Below are 21,111 nucleotides of genomic sequence, written 5' to 3' on the forward strand. Positions count from 1 at the left end.
GCCATCCAAACAAACAATGTGTGCTTATCTTTTTCCATTTTAGCCCACACGGAATAGAAATTCTCATTGAGCCTTTGAAGCATCCAATTCCCTAATTTCGCCGATAACCTCCCCTATTTTAACCGGATACGGTATAGAAATAAAGTCCTTCTCTATAAATGTATTTTTTTCAAATAGTAACACAACGGTCGAGCCGAAGGAAAAATAGGCCATTTCCTCACCTTGTACTAAGCGGTCTTTTTTATGGCTTAGTACGATAGAATTAATAAACATCGCACCAACCTTTACCATACAAATACTACTTCCTTCTTCTGTTTGGATTTCAGTTATAGAGCGATAATTTTTAGAAAGGGTCGAATCCCCCCACTTTAAACCATATTTATTAACAGGATACGATTTACTTCCAAGCGTCCAACGCTTTTTTACTAAGCCTGTTGCAGGACAGTGAATTCGATGATAATGACTAGGACTTAAATAAAATATGAGATACGTCCCACCTACGTATTTATCAACCGTTTTTTCATCACCAAGCATTTCATGAATCGAATACGATTTTCCTTTCACTAAAATAGAACGATCCGTCCTTACTTGCCCAATATCTTCAATTACCGCATCAACAGGACTTATGATTTCTCGAGTCTCCGCATCTACCTTTCTACAATTGACTTTTAATTTTCTAATAAAAAATTCGTGTAATGACCGATATTCATGTAGCTGTTTTTCCATTTCATCTATATTTATTTTATAAACTTTTGCAAAGGAAGGAATAATATAACGGCTCCATCTAGAATAAGCAAATTTCTTAATTAAATAGGAACTCCATCTTCCGTTTGTTAGTTCAATACAAAGTCGATACATTGTTTCTTTCAATGAAGCAATCCTCCAATAAATAAAATTTTTCTTTACGGATATTCATATACTACATTAAAATTATATATGATTATATAAAATAGTTGTATGAAATTCATTTCATACTGGGAGTGAATCTAATGTTTCTACATGGAGTTTTAGAACAAACTATCAAGAAAATTAAAACTCAACTGGCTAATGTTTTAACCTTAACGAATATTTCTTTAGGTGCTTTTGCAATTATCTATAGTTTAAAGGGACATCTTCAATTAAGTCTATTACTTATTTTTATCGCCGCCTTAGCAGATAGACTTGATGGAATGACTGCCAGAAAATTTAATATTGAATCAGAACTTGGCAAACAGCTGGACTCTATGAGCGATATCATTTCATTTGGGGTAGCACCAGCATTATTAGTATATCAAGGGGTACTATTTGATTTGGGGGCACCAGGCTCTTTTTTTACAGTGCTTTATATTGTGTGTGGCGCTTTTCGATTAGCTCGATTTAATATTACTGAAAGTCATGGCTTTTTTACAGGCTTACCAATTACGGCTGCTGGTTGTATCTTAACGTTTAGCTGTCTATGGTTTGCTTTCATCCCTCCACACATTTATTTATTTCTGATGCTCATTCTTTCAGTATTAATGATTGGGAGTTTTAAGTGGAGAAAAATTTAACAAACAATTTATCCTTTTTATAAGGCGATAGATTAATTCTGAGGACCACATAACTGCTTAAAGAAGCTGTTATGTGGTCTCTTTACTTTTGATAACTTTTTAAAGGCGTCCATTGCCCTTATTTTGGTCCGAACACACCACTTAATATCTATTCGTTGGTTAGTGCCAAGAACTCTTCTACATCCTTTATACAAAGCTCAATCGCACTATTCCAAAAATCTTCTTTCGTTAAATCAATTTGAAGATGCTTATATGCCAACTCTTCCACCGTCATGCTTGCTGTATCCTTTAATAAAGCAATATACTTCTCTTCATACCCCTTACCTTCCTCAATTGCCTTTGCATAAATTCCAAGCGAAAATAGGAAACCAAATGTATAAGGGAAATTATAAAAAGGTACACCTGTAATATAAAAATGTAATTTTGAACCCCAGAAAGATGGATGATATTCCTCTAAGGAGTCTCCATATGCTTCTTTTTGTGCATCCAGCATTAACGAATTTAGTTGTTCTTTAGAAACTAGACCATTTTGGCGTTTTTCATAAAAGCTTGTTTCAAAAAGAAAGCGCGCATGAATATTCATCAATAATGCTATGGAGCGCTGTATTTTGTCTTCTAATAATACTACCTTTTCTTCTTCTGTTGAAGCAGCTTTTACTGCCGCATCTGACACAATCATCTCTGCAAATGTAGACGCTGTTTCAGCCACATTCATCGCATAATTCCTATTTAATGTATGCATATCCCTCATTACGTAAGTATGAAAGCCATGACCTAATTCATGGGCTAATGTCGAGACATTGGAGGGAGTACCAGAATACGTCATAAAAATACGTGACTGAGCACTTTCTGGAAAATAGGTGTGAAAGCCTCCTGGTCTTTTTCCTTTTCTATCTTCTGCCTCAATCCAGCTCTCTTCAAACGCTTTTTTTGCAAAAGCGGCCATCTCAGCGCCAAATTGTTCGAAGTGCTTAATAATAAATTCAGCACCTTCTTGGTACGACATTTTTGTTTCTACCTTTCCAAGCGGTGCATCTAAGTCATACCAGCTTAATTTCTCTAATCCTAACAGTTTGGCTTTTCTATCTAAAAATTGTACAAACGGCTGTTTATTTTTTGCAATAGCATTCCACATCGCTTGTAATGTTTCTTCTTGCATACGATTAATGGCTAATGGCTCTTTCAAAAAACTACTCCAGCCTCTCATACCATAAACATTCAATCGAAAGCCAGCTAAATGGTTTAATGTTTTTGCAAGCACTTCACCATTTGCATCCCATGCTTTTTCCCATTCTGAAAACACTTTTTTTCTAACCATGCGCTCAGGACTTGAAAATTTATTTGCTGCTTGTCCAACAGATAAATTTTCCTCCTCAAAAGGAATCTGGATTTTTCCAACAATGGTATCATACATTTGGCCCCAGCCATAATATCCATCAACACTTAATTTATTTATGAGTGTTTCTTCTACTTCTGATAATTTTTCTTTTGCAGCTGTTCTTCTTTCCGACAGTACAAAATAAAGTTCTTCCAGATCGTTACCTTTAAATAAAGAATCCCATTCTATGTCACTATATAAAGATAATTTTCCGTCCAAGATAGTTAATACATTTTGAAACGAAGTACTTAGTTCTGTTACTCTCCCTCTTAGTGTACTCGCTTCTTTATCCTCCATATTCTGTGCCTCTAAACAACTGACAAAGGCACCTGCTTGTCTTACTTTTTTTACCACGATCTCAAACTGTCCTACAATTTCCCGTAAAGCCTCTACCTCTGCTTCTTCTTTTAATGGCTCAAACTTATGTACATATGTTGACAATTTATCAATTTCATCTATTGAAATGGCAATATGCTCTCTAAACTTTGAGGAATCACTGCCTCCAGGAAATAATCCTTCTAAATCCCATGTTTCTTGATATTTTTTAATGTACACTATACTCAAGCTCCTTCCTTTAATTACTACTATGCCATTATAGTTTGATTATCGAACTATTTCCATTATTTCTATGAAAATAGTAAAATTTTTCAGACTAAAAGAAGCAAGCACCCCGATTTTAATCAAGATGCTCATTAACAACTAAAAATGACTGAAAGCTTGCATGTATTGTCCATTATTTTAGTAGCACTAATAACTTTTATCAAAAAAATATATGCTTGCCTATTCTTCTTTCTTTTTTACTTACCGATAATAACTGCCAAATGCCCAAAAACCCCAAAATAGAATAATAACAATAAATAGAATGATTAAGAATGCGTACCAGAAACCACCAGCTCCACCATATACTCCTCCATATGCTGGATAAGGGGCACCACCATATCCAACTGGCGCAGGTCCTATTCCTCCAAGTGGAACAGCGGGTGGTACTTGATTCGAATATCCATAACCAACCATTAAAATTCCTCCTCTCTTTCTATAAAATATTCTTATTTTGTTCCTAATGTTTTAGGCAATTGTCCTATTTTCTAGCAATTTTCCTACTTTCGCCGATTACTTCTTCTTTCTTCTAACTAGTAATGAACGCATTAAATCCTGCTTCCCTTGCTCTTTGTGCTAATCGCTCCGCATTATTTCTATTACTAAATGCTCCAATTTGTACTTTAAATAGGTTGTCTCTAAACAAAACAGCAGTGTCAAACCCTTTTTCACTTGCTTGAGATGCTGTTTTTTCGGCATTTTCTTTTACTTTAAAAGCTCCGATTTGTACACGGTATATCGGAGACTGAGTTTGTTTTTTCTGAAGGGAAAAAGCGCTTTCTAATCCGTTGACATGCCCTCTAGCAATCTTTGTAATGAAATTGCTGTCTTTTAACTGATTAGCATCTATTGCTGTATCAATAAATCCATTTTCTGTTAACAGCGCAGGCATGATTGTTTCTCTCAATACATGGAAATTCGCACTTTTCTTTCCTCTATTGTTAAATCTGGTCTCAGCAATTACTTCTTCATGAATCTCATTCTGATAAGTTGATGTTGGTGCACCAACTCCTGGAAATATATAACTTTCAAAGCCAGTACCACCACCTGCATTAACATGAATTGAAAGAAAAAAATCAGCATTCCAGTTATTGGCGGCATTCGTTCTTGCTGCCAGGCTTACCGTTGAATCGCCATTACGACTCATCCGAATTTCTACTCCTTCATATTCATTCTGAAGAATATTTCTAATCTGTTGAGCAATCATTAATGTAATATTTTTTTCTTGTAATCCATTTCCTACTGCTCCAGAATCAGATCCACCATGGCCAGGATCGATAAAAATTTTCACCATGCTTTTCACCACCTTTCTAATAGTATAGTAAGGTGGTGAAAAATCGCTTGTTTTAAAGCCCATATATCACACATTATTATTCTTATACTATTAAGTTGCAAAGAAAATGGTTCTCTTTTTAGGCATAAACCTACGTTAGTAAAGGCAAGCTTTACGCCGATTCTCTTATTACTTGCTTGGCGGCAAAATAATATTCTCCCTTTCTATATTCTCAATATATTTCACTTCATGAATAGCACCATTCTCATCACAATAGTAAATGGATTTACTAATAATCGTTTCCTCGTCTTCCCCAAAACTTAAAAATACGATATACTTGATCGTTCTTTCTTGCAAACCTTCCATATCGATGCTGTCATTTTCCGAAACAAATTGATACGTTGGTTGCGAACCCAAATCAAATCTCCATACAACATTGTTGTACATATCACCTCTAACTACTTCATGCTTCATGCCTAGATTGGAGTTGATGTCAGCTTTGCTTTGTATATTTCTTATTGTATCTTTTAGCTCAGACATGGAATAATTGAATTCATCATGATGTGTGCTTGCTTTATCCTCCATACCATGCGTTGGCCAAGTGGTGGTAAGCAAAGATATCAATAATGTTAAGAATAGTATGTGTCTTATAAACACTGGTCTTCAACCCCTTCAATAAGCTCTAATCCTTCCGTTTTGCATCAACGTTATCCCACACTCTTAACGGACAGTAAGACTCCCCCTCAAGCTTAGGAGAATACGAGGAAAATAGGTGGGAGATCAACTGTTCGTAAAGGTCCGATTGGTTCAACTAACCATCAGTGGGGGAAAAAGGATCTGCCCACTGACGGAAGTTTTACTTTATATTTCATTTATATTACAAATATTTTAAAATATTTACGAGATGCAAAAATTTTTTGAGGCAATTCATTTTTTCCTTATAAAAATATTTGGAGGGCCTGTACCTTTTTAACCCTATGATTTTCGTAATCTAAAAATGATTAAATTTTCCAATTCTTTCGTTCTCCACCCTTTACTTATTCGCATACTTTAAAAGGACATGCATACAATGTAAGGAAGGAGGAGAGAAAAGGTGAAAAAAATCTCTTTAATATCCATTATCATCTTATTGGGTTTTATTGCTTACATAGAAACTCCAACTGCTAAAATTAATAAAAATCAAGTTCTCTTTTATGGATCTACAAATGAAGAGCAAGAGGTTTCCAGTAATGCCAGTGAAATATTTGGTGCTCCTGATCTTGAATATAAATTAGATGAGACAAAAGAAGTGGATGGGTTTATAGTGGAAGTTTACCGAGAATATGAAATTTACAAAAATCGGCAAGGAGAAGTAGTAAAAACCGTAGCTACCGACAACACAGAATACATACATTACGCAAAGTATAAAAGATAAAATAAGCCGCTTAGTCAAAGATACGAACCAATCGACTAAGCTGCTCTTTTATCCTTCTCGCCTTTTCAACTAGATTTTCTATTAGTTTATGATGTTTTTTATGCAAAACGATCCTCATAAGAATGCATATTGTTAACATTCTTATGTAAAATTGTTATTCATTTTTTCGCTTTTTTTCCTTTTCGGCCCGGTAGAATTCATGAAACATTTTCATCAAGGCTCTCTTTTCTATTCGCGAAACATAGCTCCTCGATATTCCTAGTTCTTTCGCAATTTCTCTTTGTGTTTTTTCCTTCTTTAAATCGAGACCAAATCTTCCGATAATCACTTCTTTTTCTCTTTCATCTAATACATCAATATATTCTTTTACTTTTTCGAGCTCCATATTTAACTGTATCGTATTTACAACATCTTCCGATTCTGATTTTAGTACATCTATAAGACTGATTTCATTTCCTTCCTTATCTTGACCAATTGGATCATGAAGAGAAACATCTTTTTTTGTTTTCTTCAAAGCTCGAAGATGCATAAGTATTTCGTTTTCAATACAGCGAGCGGCATAAGTAGCTAATTTTGTTCCTTTTCCCTCTGAAAAACTCTCTATCCCTTTTATGAGACCGATTGTTCCAATCGAAATTAGATCTTCTGAATCTTCCCCTGTATTTTCAAATTTTTTCACAATATGGGCAACTAAACGCAAATTATGCTCTATTAGCATATTTCTCGCATGCGAATCACCTTCAGCCATCAATCGTAAATATTTCTTTTCATCACTCGCTGATAATGGTTGGGGAAATGCATTGTTCTTAACATAGGACACAAGAAAAACCAATTCTTTGAGTAAAGCTCCAAGCGACAACAAGATTCCAGTCATCTTTCCACCTCCACATTCAAGGACAATTGCCTATACTTCATTACTATGTAAAAAGTGAGGTGGTTTTGCATGTCCAAGTGACAATAAACTTTGGAAAATCTATTTTATTTTGGTTTATTCACTATCTGCTTTGGGTAATATCAAGAAGCACAAAATCGATAAACTTCTATTTAATTATTTTCTATGGATACAAAAAACAATGAATAATTTTCCAATTATTTTAAAATGAATACAAAATTCTCATTATTTCCTTGTATAATACATATATTGATAGCTTTTTTCTATTACATGGGGGTGGACAAACAAAATGGATACTAAATATTTGGATTTACTAACAGAAAAGTATGATTCTGAAGAAAAAGTGGTTACTGAAATAATAAATTTAGATGCCATACTCAATCTTCCAAAGGGGACCGAGCATTTTGTCAGTGACCTGCATGGAGAGTATCACGCATTTCAACATGTTTTAAGAAATGGTTCTGGAAATGTTAAGGAAAAAATTCGCGATTTATTTAAAGACGAGCTTTCCAAAACGCAAATCGATGAATTTGCAACATTGGTATATTATCCAGAAGAAAAGCTAAAAAGAGTAGTAAATTCATTTATACATACAACAGAACTGGATACTTGGTATGCTGATACGATCGAAAGGATGATTCGCCTAGTATCCTATGCATCTTCCAAGTATACAAATTCCAAAGTGAGAAAAGCGTTGCCACAGCAGTTTGTTTACATAATTGAAGAATTATTGTATGAGAAAAATGAATTAAATAATAAAACCGATTATTATTCAAGCATCATTAACAGAATTATTTCTTTAGGACAAGCGAATAAATTAATTATCGGCCTATCCTATACAATACAAAGACTAGTTGTTGATCATTTGCACGTCGTTGGAGATATATATGACCGAGGACCCTACCCCGATAAAATCATCGAAACATTAATGGAGTATCACTCCGTGGATATACAGTGGGGGAATCATGATGTTCTATGGATTGGTGCATTTGCAGGGTCAAAAGTCTGTCTTGCTAATATTATTCGTATTTGTGCAAGATATGATAATTTAGATATTATCGAGGATGCATATGGTATAAACTTACGGCCACTCTTAAATTTAGCGAATAAATATTATAACGATAATAAAGCTTTTCGTCCAAAAATGAATGCCAAAAAAGAAGAAAACTCAGAAGAAAATATTTTACAAATAACAAAAATCCATCAAGCTATTTCCATCATTCAATTTAAACTAGAAATGCCTATTATCAAAAGACGTCCTGATTTCCAAATGCACCACCGTCTACTTTTAGAAAAAATTAATTACGAGAATAATACCATTGATTTAAACGAAAAAAATTATTCACTAGAAAATATTTGTTTTAATACAATTAATCCAAAAGATCCTTCAAAGCTATTAAAAGAAGAAGAACAAGTCATGGATAAGCTGCTTTTTTCGATCCAGCATTCAGAGAAACTTGCAAGGCACATTCACTTTCTTATGAATAAGGGGAATCTATACTTAAGATATAACAGCAATTTATTAATCCATGGTTGTATTCCTTTAAATGAAGATGGAACGATGAAAACGATGCGCATTGATGGAAAAGATTATTGCGGAAAGGAATTATTTGATCTATTTGAATACTATTTACGCTATAGCTTTAATCATCCTGAAATATCGGATGACTTTGCAACAGATTTAGTTTGGTATTTATGGACTGGTGAAAATTCCTCGTTATTTGGCAAAAAAGACATGACTACATTCGAGCGGTATTTTATTAAAGAAAAGGAAATCCATAAAGAGAAAAAGAATCCTTATTACTCCTTGCGAGAAAACGAAGAGGTATGTCGCCACATTTTAGAAGAATTTGGGCTAAATCCTGATCAAGGACATATTATTAACGGGCATACACCCGTAGCTGAGATCAATGGAGAAAACCCAATTAAAGCCAATGGGAAAATGATTGTTATTGATGGTGGTTTCTCCAAAGCCTATCAATCAAAAACAGGAATCGCAGGCTACACTTTATTATATAACTCTTATGGCATGCAATTGGTTGCACATAAGCGCTTTACTTCAAAGGAAGATGTTTTAGAAAATGGTACAGATGTCTTGTCTGTAAAAAGAGTAGTCGATAGAGAGTTACAACGCAAAAAGGTATTAGAAACAAATGTAGGTCAAAAATTACTGGAGCAAATGAATGATTTAAATCGATTGTTGGAATACCGCTATATTAAAAAATAAGAGAAAAAACAAGCAGCGGGTTTTTATTTTTGCCCGCTGCTTGTTTTTTTCTGTAATTCTTTTTTATCGATAGAAGATTGCTTCCCCATAAGCGCTTCATTCGTGCAGGTTGTTCATTCAAACCCCTAAGTTAGTCAGTATCTTTCTCCGCCCATAAGATTGATTGTCGACATTGCAAGATGATCAAAAACATTTTTATCCACCTCTCCTTTTTATCTATATTTTTATTAAAAACGCATCATAGAAAACTGTTTCCTTCTATGTTCCTCCATAATTTCTTCAATATTTTGCTGATGAATGATTTCTTCTTCAGTCATTTGTTTTTGATGAACAGTAATTGTAAAAAATAACATATTTATCGTCATAATTATCACCACCTATGATGTTAGTAATTGATTCGAGAAAAATACCCAGATCGAATTTGCTTGTTTTTTGTTTCTTCGAATATTTGCTCGATTTCCTGTAAATGAGCATGTTCTTCTTCACTCCACTTTTTCAAGTTAATAGTTATTGTAATAAAGAAAATATTTAAGGTCATGTCTTCACCTCCCAAGAGTGAATTTTTTTACAACCTATGGTTTAAATAGCCAATTTCATGCAGCTTTCTGCGATTTTCCTCCATTCTCTTCTCCATTTCCATCTCTTGTAACCACTCTGTGTTTGTATACTGCTTTTTCTTAATCGTTACCGTTAGAAAAATTAGATTTAACGTCATCTTTCCCACTCCTAATTTTCGTTTTTTTCCATAAATGGTATATTTTTCTCGTGAGCGCACAAAAAAACCGCAAATAGACTGATCTGCGGTTCAAAAAAAGGCATAATAAAACCGCAGGACACGACTACCCAGCGGTTGGAATATTTTAGTTAAAATAAAACTAAGATAACAAATCCCATTCCGAAGTGGTTGAATTCGTGTATGTTACATATTCAATTACTACTACACTGTTTAATTCTGGTAAATTTCTGACCATTTTATTCAACCTCCTTAGAATTTTTTTGTTCTCACATTGGTAATTATATCCTTCGATGCCATTTTTGTAAACCTCTTTTTGAAAAAATGGACATTTCACACTATTTTTCAAGTTTTTTTGTTATATCTGCTTCTATGAAGTTTGTTGCTATTGCCCGCAGCCCCTTATTCTCTACATCCAGAAAGATTATGGCTAAAATCCCCTTTAAATCTAACTTATGATTCTTTCCATTCATCCAAAAGTTTTTTTAATTTCTTAGCTTTACCCAAAAATAAAATCGAAGCACTTAAGAAAAGAATCGAAGTAATGAGCATTCCAATGTTATAACCAGCTACCTTGTCCATTTTCGGAATGATTATTCCTATATAAAAAAACGCTCCAACTGCTAATAAAACGGTGCCGAATTGCTGATAATCAGATATTTTGTCCGTTAAGATTTTCATCTTTTTCTCCATTTCTTCCCCTACTTCCTAGTAAACTATATAATTACCATAACATAGGAATAGAAGAATAAGCTTTATGAAATCAATAGCTAAATTGCGATATTATGGAAAATACAGCGATCTCCGCAACTAAGTATCCATCAAACAAAAGAGATTTACAAATAGATGCACTATCTGTAAATCTCTTGTCTATTATTATTGTAATGCCTGTTTTAGATCTTCGATTAAATCTTCTACGTCTTCTAAGCCAACCGATATTCTTACAAGTCCATCTGTGATACCAAGCTCCGCTCTTCTTTCTGCTGGGATAGACGCATGCGTCATTCTCGCAGGCACTGAAATTAAGCTTTCTACAGCTCCCAAGCTTTCAGCAAGCGTAAAATATCTAACTTTCTCTAAAAGCTTATCAGCGTTCTCTGCGCTTCCTACATCAAAGCTTACCATTCCACCAAATCCAAGTGCTTGCTTCTTGCTTATTTCATGATTCGGATGAGCAGGAAGTCCTGGATAATATACTTTTGAAATGGCAGCATGCTCTTCTAGAAAAGCTACAATTTGTTTTGTATTACTTTCATGCTCCTCCATGCGAATTCCTAGTGTTTTCATCCCTCTTATTAAGAGCCATGAATCATGTGGTCCTAACACTCCACCTGTTGAGTTTTGCACAAAATGAAGATCTTCAGCTAATTTTTCATCATTAACAACAACTAAGCCTGATACTACATCACTATGGCCTCCCAGATACTTCGTTGCGCTATGAAGAACAATATCTGCCCCTAATGTTAGTGGAGTTTGCCAATAAGGTGTAGAGAAAGTATTGTCTACTATCGTTAATAATCCATTTTCTTTGGCAACACGAGATGCTGCTTCTATGTCTGTTATTTTTAATAATGGATTCGTCGGCGTTTCTATATATAGCGCTACTGTATTTTCTTTTATAGCCTCATGAATGTTGCTTATATCACTTGTATCAATAAAGGTGGCCTCTATACCAAACTTATTTAACACCTTTGTCATAACACGGAAAGTTCCACCATACACATCGTCTGTTAATAGAACATGGTCTCCCTTTTTAAATAGCATCATAACCGCAGTAATAGCTGCCATACCAGAACTGAAAGCAAAACCCCTTTTTCCTTCTTCTAAATCCTTGATGAGCTCTTCTAAAGCATGACGAGTAGGATTTCCAGTTCTAGAATATTCAAAGCCTTTATGATTTCCAATTCCGTCCTGTTTATATGTGCTTACTTGATAAATAGGAACATTAACTGCACCAGTATGAGGATCTCCTGGAACTCCACCATGTATTAATTTCGTTTTTCTTTTCATTTAAATTCCTCCATCAAATATTTTCTTGCTTATATAACGATCACTAGAATCAGGGAAAATTACAACAATATTACTGCCACTTTTTGCTTTCTTAGCTTCTTGTATAGCGGCATATAAAGCTGCTCCTGAGGAACTGCCTACAAGCAGACCTTCCTTTTTGGCTACAAGCTTTACATAATGGAAGGCATCTGCATCAGAAACAGTATAAATTTGATCAAAATAGCTTTTATCCATATATGCTGGTAAAAACTCCATCCCAATTCCTTCTGTTTTATGCGGGCCACTTTCCCCTCCATTTAAAATAGAGCCCTCTGGTTCTACTATTACTGCTTTAACACCTGGATTTTGTTCTTTTAAATACCGAGCCGTTCCCATAAAGGTTCCGCCTGTGCCAGCACCAGCGATAAATATATCAACTTGATAATTTAATTGCTCCCATATTTCCGGACCGAGTGTTTTATAATACGTATTAGGATTTGCCTCATTTTCAAATTGTCCTGGGATATAAGAGTTAGGAATTTGTTCTTGCAGTTCTTTCGCTTTTTCGATTGCACCTTTCATTCCTAATGAAGTTGGTGTATGAATAATTTCTGCTCCCAACGCTTTCATTATCTCTTGCTTTTCCAGGCTAAACTTCTCAGGTACACAAACAATTACCTTTATACCTGTATTTAACGATGCAAGTGCTAACCCGATTCCCGTATTCCCCGCAGTAGGTTCGATAATCGTGCCGCCTTCAGCAAGTTTTCCACTCTGCAATGCTTCTTGAATTAATTCATATCCTAGTCTATCTTTTATACTTCCACCTGGATTATAAAATTCCAATTTGGCAAATATACGAACATTTTCAGGTAATGAAAAATGAGTAAGTTCAACCATAGGTGTACGACCAATTAATTGATGTACATTCTGATAAACATTCAAACTCTACACCCCCCTTTTATTCTTACCTTATTTACAAGAAATTTCGTTCCATCCATAAATTACTTCCGTTCCAACTATTCTTAGTGATTTACTAGTGTTTAGGGATGAAGAAGGGCGAAATACTCCCCTTCTTTATCTCTTTTTAAATTTGGCTGTTTTTCGTAAAGTTTGTTGCGCTTACCCGCAGCCGGAATACACTTCGCTTTCCGTGGGGCTAACCTTGAGCCTCCGGGGTCTCAGACTGTCTCGCTAATCCCCGTGGCGTCTACGTGTATTCAGTCTGCTCCATTTTTCCAACTAATTCTTTTTTTCGATGGAAAAACAACAATCCTTTAGAAGAAAACAACCTTAAATTTTATCAACGATTCCCATTACTAAATTTGCTGAATGTACAGCAGCTTTTTCTAAGTATTGGTCAAAAGATAGATGGGATTCCTTCCCAGCAATATCTGATAAAGAGCGTATAATTACAAATGGTATATTGTATTGATAGGCAACCTGAGCGATGGCTGCTGCTTCCATTTCAACAGCTTGCAGATTTTCGAATTTCGATTTTATAAACGCTGCTTTTTCTGGCTGATTAATAAACGAGTCACCAGTTGTAATCAATCCTGTTACTACTGTATGATTACCAATTTCTTTTGCACTTTGTTCTGCAACAGCAATTAGTTTTTCATTTGCCTTAAAACTTGCTGGCATTTGTGGGACTTGCCCGTATTCATAGCCGAAAATAGTAGCATCTACATCATGATGACGCACTTCATTCGAAATGACAACATCTCCTACTTCTAGCTCAGGATTCAACCCTCCTGCTGAACCAGTATTAATGAGATAATCTGGCTTAAATGTTTGAAGAAGAATTGTGGTACTCATCGCTGCATTGACTTTCCCTATACCTGAGCGAAGTAAGACAACTTCTTTTCCAAATAATTCGCCTTCAATAAATTGAAATCCAACGACTGTGTGTTCTTTCTTATTTACTATTTTTTCGCGTAATAAAGTTACTTCTTCTTCCATTGCACCGATTATTGCGATTTTCAATTCATTAACCTCTTTCGTTTATTTTTTCCCCTTCCATAATCCAGACAAAATCATTCATCTTTTTGAAATGTGTAGTAAAACCATTCTTTTCTAAGAGTTCTGTTAGAATGGGGATTGTTGTATAGTATTCTCTCTGTAAGTCTTCCGCTAAATTATGCTGCCCTTTTTTACTTGCATCTAGAATTGCTTGGTTGTACGCTTCTTTTGTGACATACATAGTATCAGCAAACACTATTTTACCACCTATAGGTAGAAGATTACTATACTGTTTAATCGCTTCTTCTTTTTCTTGATCGGTTAAATGATGAAATGCATAGGTACTTACAAATGTATCTGGTTTACTATCTAACTTAAATTGAAGAAAGTCACCCTCTATTAACTGTGCCTTTGCACCGATTTTTTCCTTCGCCAACTTTCTCATAGCAGGTGATGGTTCAATTGCAGTAACCTTTAAACCCTTTGCAATCAATTTTAGTGTAAGGTTTCCTGTACCAGGTCCGAATTCGACAACATGACCAGTGGAACGTTCTGCTACATTATTTAAAATATGATCATAATGGTGAAAAACTGCTTCATACTCTTTGTTATTCGTAAGACTGTCATCATAAGAATCAGCCCATTGTTCAAATATCTCAAGGAACTCTTTTCCCATAGCTTTGCACCCCTGTTGTTTAAATATATATAATTCCTATAAGTATACTATGGTTTTTAATATTACTTGTTCTTAATTTATCATATCTTCCTTTTTCTAATCAAGAATCTTTAAATAGTAAGTTTATTCCCTATTTTGCAATAATTATTCCATCTGTTTATCTATTTTGTTATTATTCCATTATGTGCTTATGGTATGATAATTTTACTGTTAGAAAGAAAGGAAGTTTGAAGCATGAATATCCAATTAGAAATGATAGAGGATAAAGTGGAATTTTTTGAAGGGGAGAGTCTGAAGACAATTGAGAAAAAAATCAATGAACAAATTGAAGTGAATAAAGCCATTTTACTTTCTGTTCATTCCGTCTCCCATCAAGTCACTATATTAGATAATGGTCGACCTTATTATACAGCGGTGGTTCATTTCAAAGTGAAGAAAAGTTATTAAAAACAAACAAAAAAACTGGAGATTATTTCTCCAGCCAGCCTGTAGACAAACCCCTGAATTTTAGAAATAGAGGTTTATCTATAATTTATTTATTAGTCCCTTTGAATAGGGATTTGCTTTTGCTTTCCGCTTCAGGGGTTCGCTTTCCGTGGGGCTCGCGCTGATACCACAGGAGTCTCCCCCCTTCTACTCCAAGCAACGCATGAAAATTCCATTTAAGTTTTTAAAAATCTTTTTATCGACAAACTGACTGGAGATTATTTCTCCAGCTCTTTTTTACCGAATATTCAAGTCTTTTATTTCTTCTACTTTTGTCGGTTTCCATCCACTTCCATCAACCCATTCAATATACACTCTATATTTTTCAGATTTGTCCTTGGATGATACGGTTCCAATGGATTTATGTGGATCTTGATTATTGTTGCCGAGGAACCACAAAGTCATATTCCCGCTATCTAAACCAGTCGCATAGGACAATGCTTTTATCTGCTCATTCCAATCTACACCTTCTGAATAAGAGGCAACATGTTCACCCGTTTGTGTTGTTCCAACTGGCTGCCAGGAAGAATTTTCTATCGTTTTAATGACATTAGAGTCACTGCCGCCTTCTGTGACGACTTCTCCATCTTCTGATTCCTCTTCCTCTTCCTCTTCAGTAGTAGTATTTTCATCTGTATTATCCGATCCAGTTGTTGAACTAGCTGTTTCTTTATCACCAGATGCCTGTTGCCCAGTTTTCGTATCACTATCTTTATTTTTATCAGCATTTTTTTCATCATTTGTATGAAAAATAGAATAAGATACGAAAACTATTAGTAGAATAACGACAATAATTAATCCATTTAGAATAAAGTTTGTTTTCTTTCTTTTGGAACGTTGTTGATATCTTGTTCTACCTTCATCATTTATCTCTTTACTCAAGGTGTTTCTCCTCCTATTGACTTTCCATATCCTTAAATACAAACGATTATTTTTTCACTGTACCTATTTTAACATGGTAGTGTACTTTTAGAAAAGCAAGAACCATATATGTCTACTATTGAGCGGACTTTTGCTCCTTTTCATAAACCCCTTTTACCACCTCTGCAAAAAGCTGATTTACTCCACCTTCGTCCGAGTAAACATCTAGATTCACCGTTACTAATGCATATTTAGGATTATCGAATGGGAAGTATCCTGCAAACCATTTATTATGAAGCTGCTTTCCCTCTTTCAAAACACCTGTTTCTGCAGTCCCTGATTTACCTGCAACTTCAAAAGGTAGATCCTGGAACCATCTACCAGTCCCTTTTTCGTTTGTGACAACTTCTCTTAACAGCTTTTGCAATCTTGAAGCAGTATAGGGGGAAATCTTCTCTCCGTCCAGTTCTTGTCTGTCAAAAGAGTATAAGGTTGTGCCATTTTTGTATTGAATATCTGAGACAACTCGTACACTTTCTTTCGTACCTCCTCTTGCAATCGTCGCCATCATATTCGCCACAGCTAACGGTGTAACACGAACCTCATGTTGACCAATTCCAGTTAAAGCAACATAGTTTTTATCCTTTTTTGCTTCCTCGTTGAGAAACACTCTTCCCTTTTCTTCTCCACTAAACTGTTGAAATTCTGCTGAATGAAAGATACTTCCCTGCCAACCAACCAAGCTTGTTAAAGATAATTTTTCGGCATATATCTCCAGTAAATTTTCATCTATCTCTTTTAAGTCTTTCGCCAATGTTCCAAATGTGTTGTTACAGCTAACCGCAAAGCTTTCTGTAAAATTCAGCATTCCATGCTGATAATTCGGGTCTTGCTCTCCATTAATCTTCTTACTACAATCATACTGCGTATTGGCGTCATCTAATTTATTATCAATCGCTGCCGCTGCGATGACGGTCTTAAACACAGATCCAACTATCTGCTGTTTTAGCATGTAGTTATTTACTCCATCTGTCTGGTATGGATTTGTTTTATTTATCTGTGGTCTAGAAACCATTGCCGCAACAGTATTATCCTCAAGATTCAACAGTACTAGTCCACCCTTCTTTATACCTTGTTCATCAACTAATTTTTCAGCCATCTCCTGTAGTTCTGTATCAATTGTAGTTCGAATATTAACAGGATAAAAAGGATTTGCTGGTTCCACGTATTTAACATTCAATCCAAAAAGTGGTCCACCTTTCGCATCGACATGATAAACAAGTTTTGATTCCCCATCTGGCAAAAGAAATTCATCAAAACTTCTTTCCAATCCTGTTAAGCCAATTAATGTTGTGCCTACAAGCTCTCTATCTGGATATCGCTTTTGTAATTGCTCTTCATTTTGTCCCGTTATACCGAGTAATTGTTCAGCGATATTGTTATTAATATGAAATTTTTTTTCGGCAGCAAATACACCTGGAATTTTCAATTGATTAATTGCAGACATCTGGCTGCTTGTTAATTCTAAAGGGTTCTTACCTCCAAAGACTACTGGATCTTTGGCATCTATAATACTTTTCTTTACATTGTATTCACTAGTCCCAATAATATCCGCTACTTTTTTGCTATTCCATTCCATTTTATTTAAAAAGGGAAATAATATTAAAACAGATTTTGTCTGATGTGTAAGCGAATCTCCATTTTTATCAAGAAAAGTTCCCCTGCCATTGTCCAACAGCATTTCCTGTGATCTTTGCTTTACGCTTGCTTCCACCAAATTAATATTGTGCTTTGTAAAATGATTTGTCTCTACTAATTGCACTTGTATTAATCGTCCAAGCAAAACACATAAGGCAAGTAAAAAAACGATACCAATGCCAACTATTCTTTTTCTCCACATATAAAAAACACCTCATCAAGAGTGTTGACGAGGTGCTTTATTTATAAACAAAAACAAGATAACTTTTTATTCTAGGTGTTTTCGTATTGATTATTGCTATAAAACGCAGATTGAATACACTTCGCTTTTCGTAGGGCAAGCTTTTAACCTCTTCAGGCATCACAAGCTACTTTCACCTGTCTCGCTAATTCCCCCATGAGTCTACATGTATTCCGCCTGCTCCATTTTTTTCAACTAATTCTTTTCTCCTATTGAAAAAACAACAATCATTTAGAAAACAGCCTATTTAATTGAAACGATTTGTACATTCATCTCTCCACCTGGAGTTTGTACATTTACTTTATCTCCAACTTTTTTCCCGATTAAGCTCTTCGCAATCGGTGAATCATTAGAAATTTTCCCTTCAAATGGATCTGCCTCTGCACTACCAACGATTGTATACGTTTCCTCTTCACCGTCTGGAAGTTCAATAAAAGTAACCGAACTACCTAGAGAAACTGTATCACGGTCCAACTCATCCTCAGAGATAATTTTTGCATTTCGAATCATATTTTCAATTGTAGTAATACGACCTTCTACAAAAGCCTGTTCTTCTTTTGCTGAATCATACTCAGAGTTTTCGGATAAATCACCGAAACTACGGGCGATTTTAATACGTTCCACTACTTCTTTACGTTTTACTGTTTTTAGTTGTTCTAGTTCCTGTTCTAATTTTTCTTTACCTGCTAATGTCATTGGAAATTCTTTTTCGATTGCCAAAATCTTCACTCCTTCAAGTATGGGATATGTAGAAAAAATAGCACAAATGCTATTTTAGAAAATCCCTAATATTTATGTATTTAAAGATAATTGCACGACAACTTTGATAGACGCGCTTTTTTTCTAATAGAATGAGTTTAATACGGATTGAAGAAAAAAGAAAGCATTTTCTATTAGATTATCTGTTCTACTTTAACATTTTTTCACTAATTAGTGTTTATTTGTTAAAGAATGATTGTTTTTATAAAGTTAACCATGTTTATTCCATTGCGCTATAGACACTTTCTTTCCCCTTCTTTCTGTAGGAGTTGAGTGTCTTTTGCTGTATTTCACTCTCGTTTTAAAATAATGCCAATATGATAAGAACAGCCTCATAAAACTACGTTAATATTTCTTCATTCATTCTTCCTGTTATCTTAACCTATTGTTTTCTTACATAAACAATATTGGGAAAAATAGGCTGACTATAGACAAACAGCCTATTTTTCCTGATAATTTAATGAACACCATCTATTGTTTCACAAAAGTGATTTTTGTTCAAGAATGGTCTGAATCTTAGTAACCATTAAATCGATCGCTACATGATTATGGCCACCTTCAGGAATGATAATGTCCGCATATCTTTTCGTTGGTTCTATAAATTGATTATGCATTGGGCGAACCACATTAACATATTGTTCAATTACAGAATCAATCGTTCTGCCTCTTTCTTTGATATCTCTCATCAATCTTCTGATAATGCGCAAATCAGCGTCTGTATCCACAAACAACTTCATGTCCATTAAATCACGGAGGCTTTCATCCTCTAGTATTAAGATCCCTTCAACGATGATTACATCCTTAGGCTCCACTAATATTGTTTCATCCGAACGAGTATGCATTGCATAGTTATATACAGGCTTTTCAATTGCCTCATAATTTATTAACTTTTGAATATGACTTATTAGCAATTCCGTGTCAAATGCCAGCGGATGGTCATAATTTGTTTTTAACCTTTCTTCAAATGGTAAATGAGATTGGTCTTTATAGTAATAATCTTGTTCGATCATTAAAATCGAATGTCCTTTAAAATGGTCAAATATCGCTTTGGTCACACTTGTTTTTCCAGATCCGGAGCCACCTGCGACACCAATAACTACTGGTTTTGGCTGCATGCTTATTTAAAGCTCCTTTCGCATCATATTATTTGGATAAACAGGGTGGTCCACCTTAAATTTAACAATTTGTAATGGATGTCTAGCAGCATCCATTTCCTTCCCGTCTGCATCCCAAATTTTATCAACTATCATTGTAAAATTATCGATTTCTGGACCAAAAAACTCAACTTCTTGTCCCTGTTTAAAGAAGTTTCTTTGTTGTAATGTTACTATTTTTGTTTCTTCATTATAATCAAGCACTAAACCAGCAAAGTCAAAAGTGGTCTTTTTGCTATGATTTCCAAACATTTGCTCTTTATACCCAGGCTGACCTTCAAAGAAAGCCGGAGCCGTATCTCGATTTGCACATTTATCGAGTTCCTTTAGCCATTCCTCTTTTATGACAAAATTATCTGGGTCTTGACAATAAGCATCCATAACTTTTCGATACACACTAACAACAGTAGCGATATAGTGAATAGATTTCATTCTACCTTCGATTTTCAAACTATCTATGCCTAGTTCAATCATCCTTGGAATGGATTCGATTAGCTTTAAGTCTTTAGGGCTCATCGCAAACGGCGCATCTCCATCGGTGAATAAAGGTTGTTCTTCTGTACCATCTAGCTTGTACAAATCATAATCCCAGCGACAAGATTGGCAGCAACCTCCACGGTTTGAATCTCTTGCTGTCATATGATTGCTTAATGTACAACGACCAGAATAAGCGATACACATTGCACCATGAATAAAAGTTTCAATTTCGACATCCACTTTTTCTTTCATTTCCTTAATCTCTTCAGCACTCGTTTCACGAGCCAGCACGACACGTTCTAATCCCTCTTCCTTCCAATACTGAACGGCCTTCCAGTTAGAAAGGGATTGCTGTGTACTTAAATGAACCTCTATTTCTGGAGCAACTCGTCTACAAGTCTCAATGATTAATGGATCTGCAACAATTATTCCATGAACACCCGCTGTCTTTAAACCCAATAAATAATCTTCTAAACCGTCTATATTTTCATTATGTGCAAAGATATTTGTAGTTACATAAACTTTTGCTTGATATTTCTTAGCAAACTCCACTCCCTCTTTCATTTCTGCAAAAGTGAAGTTTCCAGCATTTGAGCGAAGTCCATATTCTTGTCCACCAATAAAAACAGCATCTGCACCATAAGCAATAGCAATTTTTAGTTTTTCTAAATTACCAGCTGGCGCTAACAGTTCCGGTTTCTTTACAATTACTCTTTTCCCATCTCTTATTTCAGAAATAGGATCTTTAACTAATGTCATTTCCCT

At 35.0% G+C, this 21,111-nt stretch carries 23 protein-coding genes; 4 read left to right on the forward strand and 19 right to left on the reverse strand.

Translation table 11 applies throughout. The features are described 5' to 3' along the window. Positions 1–63: 63 nt before the first annotated feature. Positions 64–870 carry a phosphatidylserine decarboxylase gene (locus NST60_RS23330; RefSeq protein ID WP_169188861.1) on the reverse strand — a complete coding sequence of 269 codons (807 nt, stop codon included), beginning with the start codon at positions 868–870 and terminating at the stop codon, positions 64–66. A 119-nt stretch (positions 871–989) separates the two neighbouring features. On the opposite strand from NST60_RS23330, the gene pssA reads away from it, so the two are divergent. After that, a complete protein-coding gene (gene pssA / locus NST60_RS23335) occupies positions 990–1,529 on the forward strand; it encodes a CDP-diacylglycerol--serine O-phosphatidyltransferase (protein WP_016202935.1) in 540 nt (179 codons plus the stop codon). A 148-nt stretch (positions 1,530–1,677) separates the two neighbouring features. On the opposite strand, the gene NST60_RS23340 is transcribed toward pssA, so the two are convergent. The 4 genes from NST60_RS23340 to NST60_RS23355 form a co-directional block, all read right to left on the reverse strand. Beyond that, positions 1,678–3,462 (reverse strand): M3 family oligoendopeptidase, encoded by a 1,785-nt coding sequence (locus tag NST60_RS23340; protein ID WP_169188862.1) that lies wholly within the window; start codon positions 3,460–3,462, stop codon positions 1,678–1,680. A 246-nt stretch (positions 3,463–3,708) separates the two neighbouring features. Continuing rightward, positions 3,709–3,921: a hypothetical protein gene (locus tag NST60_RS23345; protein WP_016202933.1), complete on the reverse strand. Its 213-nt coding sequence runs from the start codon at positions 3,919–3,921 to the stop codon at positions 3,709–3,711. A gap of 112 nt (positions 3,922–4,033) precedes the next feature. Then, positions 4,034–4,798 (reverse strand): N-acetylmuramoyl-L-alanine amidase, encoded by a 765-nt coding sequence (locus NST60_RS23350; protein ID WP_016202932.1) that lies wholly within the window; start codon positions 4,796–4,798, stop codon positions 4,034–4,036. 168 nt (positions 4,799–4,966) lie between these two features. Further along, positions 4,967–5,434 carry a hypothetical protein gene (locus tag NST60_RS23355; protein ID WP_169188863.1) on the reverse strand — a complete coding sequence of 156 codons (468 nt, stop codon included), beginning with the start codon at positions 5,432–5,434 and terminating at the stop codon, positions 4,967–4,969. A gap of 436 nt (positions 5,435–5,870) precedes the next feature. Between NST60_RS23355 and NST60_RS23360 the strand changes: the two genes are divergently transcribed. Continuing rightward, a complete protein-coding gene (locus NST60_RS23360) occupies positions 5,871–6,191 on the forward strand; it encodes a hypothetical protein (protein WP_016202930.1) in 321 nt (106 codons plus the stop codon). A 154-nt stretch (positions 6,192–6,345) separates the two neighbouring features. Here NST60_RS23360 and sigK read toward each other — a convergent pair whose 3' ends face one another. Further along, entirely contained in the window at positions 6,346–7,065 is a 720-nt protein-coding gene (sigK, locus tag NST60_RS23365; RefSeq protein ID WP_016202929.1) for an RNA polymerase sporulation sigma factor SigK, read from the reverse strand. A gap of 307 nt (positions 7,066–7,372) precedes the next feature. On the opposite strand from sigK, the gene NST60_RS23370 reads away from it, so the two are divergent. Then, positions 7,373–9,310 carry a fructose-1,6-bisphosphatase gene (locus tag NST60_RS23370; RefSeq protein ID WP_169188864.1) on the forward strand — a complete coding sequence of 646 codons (1,938 nt, stop codon included), beginning with the start codon at positions 7,373–7,375 and terminating at the stop codon, positions 9,308–9,310. 227 nt (positions 9,311–9,537) lie between these two features. Here NST60_RS23370 and NST60_RS23375 read toward each other — a convergent pair whose 3' ends face one another. The 8 genes from NST60_RS23375 to NST60_RS23410 all read right to left on the reverse strand — a co-directional run bounded on the left by NST60_RS23375 (position 9,538) and on the right by NST60_RS23410 (position 14,670). Beyond that, entirely contained in the window at positions 9,538–9,675 is a 138-nt protein-coding gene (locus tag NST60_RS23375; protein WP_016202927.1) for a YrzI family small protein, read from the reverse strand. Between the two features lie 20 nt (positions 9,676–9,695). Continuing rightward, the gene (locus tag NST60_RS23380) at positions 9,696–9,848 is read right to left on the reverse strand and encodes a YrzI family small protein (protein ID WP_016202926.1); all 153 of its coding nucleotides are present in this window, start codon (positions 9,846–9,848) and stop codon (positions 9,696–9,698) included. 27 nt (positions 9,849–9,875) lie between these two features. Further along, complete coding sequence (locus NST60_RS23385; protein ID WP_016202925.1) at positions 9,876–10,025, reverse strand: YrzI family small protein; 150 nt, start codon at positions 10,023–10,025, stop codon at positions 9,876–9,878. Between the two features lie 471 nt (positions 10,026–10,496). After that, positions 10,497–10,736, reverse strand: a complete 240-nt coding sequence (locus NST60_RS23390) for a YrhC family protein (RefSeq protein ID WP_016202924.1) — start codon at positions 10,734–10,736, stop codon at positions 10,497–10,499. 183 nt (positions 10,737–10,919) lie between these two features. Then, the gene (locus NST60_RS23395) at positions 10,920–12,053 is read right to left on the reverse strand and encodes a bifunctional cystathionine gamma-lyase/homocysteine desulfhydrase (protein ID WP_169188866.1); all 1,134 of its coding nucleotides are present in this window, start codon (positions 12,051–12,053) and stop codon (positions 10,920–10,922) included. Continuing rightward, positions 12,054–12,977: a cysteine synthase A gene (gene cysK, locus NST60_RS23400; RefSeq protein WP_169188867.1), complete on the reverse strand. Its 924-nt coding sequence runs from the start codon at positions 12,975–12,977 to the stop codon at positions 12,054–12,056. A 348-nt stretch (positions 12,978–13,325) separates the two neighbouring features. Beyond that, positions 13,326–14,018 (reverse strand): 5'-methylthioadenosine/S-adenosylhomocysteine nucleosidase, encoded by a 693-nt coding sequence (gene mtnN / locus NST60_RS23405; protein ID WP_169188868.1) that lies wholly within the window; start codon positions 14,016–14,018, stop codon positions 13,326–13,328. 4 nt (positions 14,019–14,022) lie between these two features. Further along, positions 14,023–14,670, reverse strand: coding sequence for a class I SAM-dependent DNA methyltransferase (locus NST60_RS23410; protein ID WP_169188869.1), 648 nt, complete (start codon positions 14,668–14,670; stop codon positions 14,023–14,025). Positions 14,671–14,904: 234 nt separating this feature from the next. On the opposite strand from NST60_RS23410, the gene NST60_RS23415 reads away from it, so the two are divergent. Then, positions 14,905–15,117 (forward strand): YrzA family protein, encoded by a 213-nt coding sequence (locus NST60_RS23415; RefSeq protein WP_016202919.1) that lies wholly within the window; start codon positions 14,905–14,907, stop codon positions 15,115–15,117. Between the two features lie 276 nt (positions 15,118–15,393). Here NST60_RS23415 and NST60_RS23420 read toward each other — a convergent pair whose 3' ends face one another. From NST60_RS23420 to NST60_RS23440, 5 genes are all read right to left on the reverse strand, one after another. After that, positions 15,394–16,038 carry a YrrS family protein gene (locus NST60_RS23420; RefSeq protein WP_169188870.1) on the reverse strand — a complete coding sequence of 215 codons (645 nt, stop codon included), beginning with the start codon at positions 16,036–16,038 and terminating at the stop codon, positions 15,394–15,396. Between the two features lie 115 nt (positions 16,039–16,153). Beyond that, positions 16,154–17,917, reverse strand: coding sequence for a peptidoglycan D,D-transpeptidase FtsI family protein (locus tag NST60_RS23425; RefSeq protein ID WP_016202917.1), 1,764 nt, complete (start codon positions 17,915–17,917; stop codon positions 16,154–16,156). 282 nt (positions 17,918–18,199) lie between these two features. Beyond that, positions 18,200–18,676, reverse strand: coding sequence for a transcription elongation factor GreA (gene greA, locus NST60_RS23430; RefSeq protein ID WP_016202916.1), 477 nt, complete (start codon positions 18,674–18,676; stop codon positions 18,200–18,202). Between the two features lie 518 nt (positions 18,677–19,194). Further along, positions 19,195–19,830, reverse strand: coding sequence for a uridine kinase (gene udk, locus NST60_RS23435; protein ID WP_016202915.1), 636 nt, complete (start codon positions 19,828–19,830; stop codon positions 19,195–19,197). 6 nt (positions 19,831–19,836) lie between these two features. Further along, the gene (locus tag NST60_RS23440) at positions 19,837–21,105 is read right to left on the reverse strand and encodes a peptidase U32 family protein (protein ID WP_016202914.1); all 1,269 of its coding nucleotides are present in this window, start codon (positions 21,103–21,105) and stop codon (positions 19,837–19,839) included. Between the last annotated feature and the right edge of the window lie 6 nt (positions 21,106–21,111).

Source organism: Niallia sp. FSL W8-1348 (assembly GCF_038006745.1).
GTDB classification, from domain to species: Bacteria; Bacillota; Bacilli; order Bacillales; family Cytobacillaceae; genus Niallia; species Niallia alba.

Bases quoted from the DNA above. Each gene is read 5' to 3' on its own strand.
- pssA (WP_016202935.1), top strand. From the start codon at position 990: ATGTTTCTACATGGAGTTTTAGAACAAACTATCAAGAAAATTAAAACT.
- NST60_RS23345 (WP_016202933.1), bottom strand. From the start codon at position 3,921: ATGGTTGGTTATGGATATTCGAATCAAGTACCACCCGCTGTTCCACTT.
- NST60_RS23350 (WP_016202932.1), bottom strand. From the start codon at position 4,798: ATGGTGAAAATTTTTATCGATCCTGGCCATGGTGGATCTGATTCTGGA.
- sigK (WP_016202929.1), bottom strand. From the start codon at position 7,065: ATGACTGGAATCTTGTTGTCGCTTGGAGCTTTACTCAAAGAATTGGTT.
- NST60_RS23370 (WP_169188864.1), top strand. From the start codon at position 7,373: ATGGATACTAAATATTTGGATTTACTAACAGAAAAGTATGATTCTGAA.
- NST60_RS23375 (WP_016202927.1), bottom strand. From the start codon at position 9,675: ATGACGATAAATATGTTATTTTTTACAATTACTGTTCATCAAAAACAA.
- NST60_RS23380 (WP_016202926.1), bottom strand. From the start codon at position 9,848: ATGACCTTAAATATTTTCTTTATTACAATAACTATTAACTTGAAAAAG.
- NST60_RS23385 (WP_016202925.1), bottom strand. From the start codon at position 10,025: ATGACGTTAAATCTAATTTTTCTAACGGTAACGATTAAGAAAAAGCAG.
- NST60_RS23390 (WP_016202924.1), bottom strand. From the start codon at position 10,736: ATGGAGAAAAAGATGAAAATCTTAACGGACAAAATATCTGATTATCAG.
- NST60_RS23395 (WP_169188866.1), bottom strand. From the start codon at position 12,053: ATGAAAAGAAAAACGAAATTAATACATGGTGGAGTTCCAGGAGATCCT.
- NST60_RS23410 (WP_169188869.1), bottom strand. From the start codon at position 14,670: ATGGGAAAAGAGTTCCTTGAGATATTTGAACAATGGGCTGATTCTTAT.
- NST60_RS23415 (WP_016202919.1), top strand. From the start codon at position 14,905: ATGAATATCCAATTAGAAATGATAGAGGATAAAGTGGAATTTTTTGAA.
- NST60_RS23425 (WP_016202917.1), bottom strand. From the start codon at position 17,917: ATGTGGAGAAAAAGAATAGTTGGCATTGGTATCGTTTTTTTACTTGCC.
- udk (WP_016202915.1), bottom strand. From the start codon at position 19,830: ATGCAGCCAAAACCAGTAGTTATTGGTGTCGCAGGTGGCTCCGGATCT.
- NST60_RS23440 (WP_016202914.1), bottom strand. From the start codon at position 21,105: ATGACATTAGTTAAAGATCCTATTTCTGAAATAAGAGATGGGAAAAGA.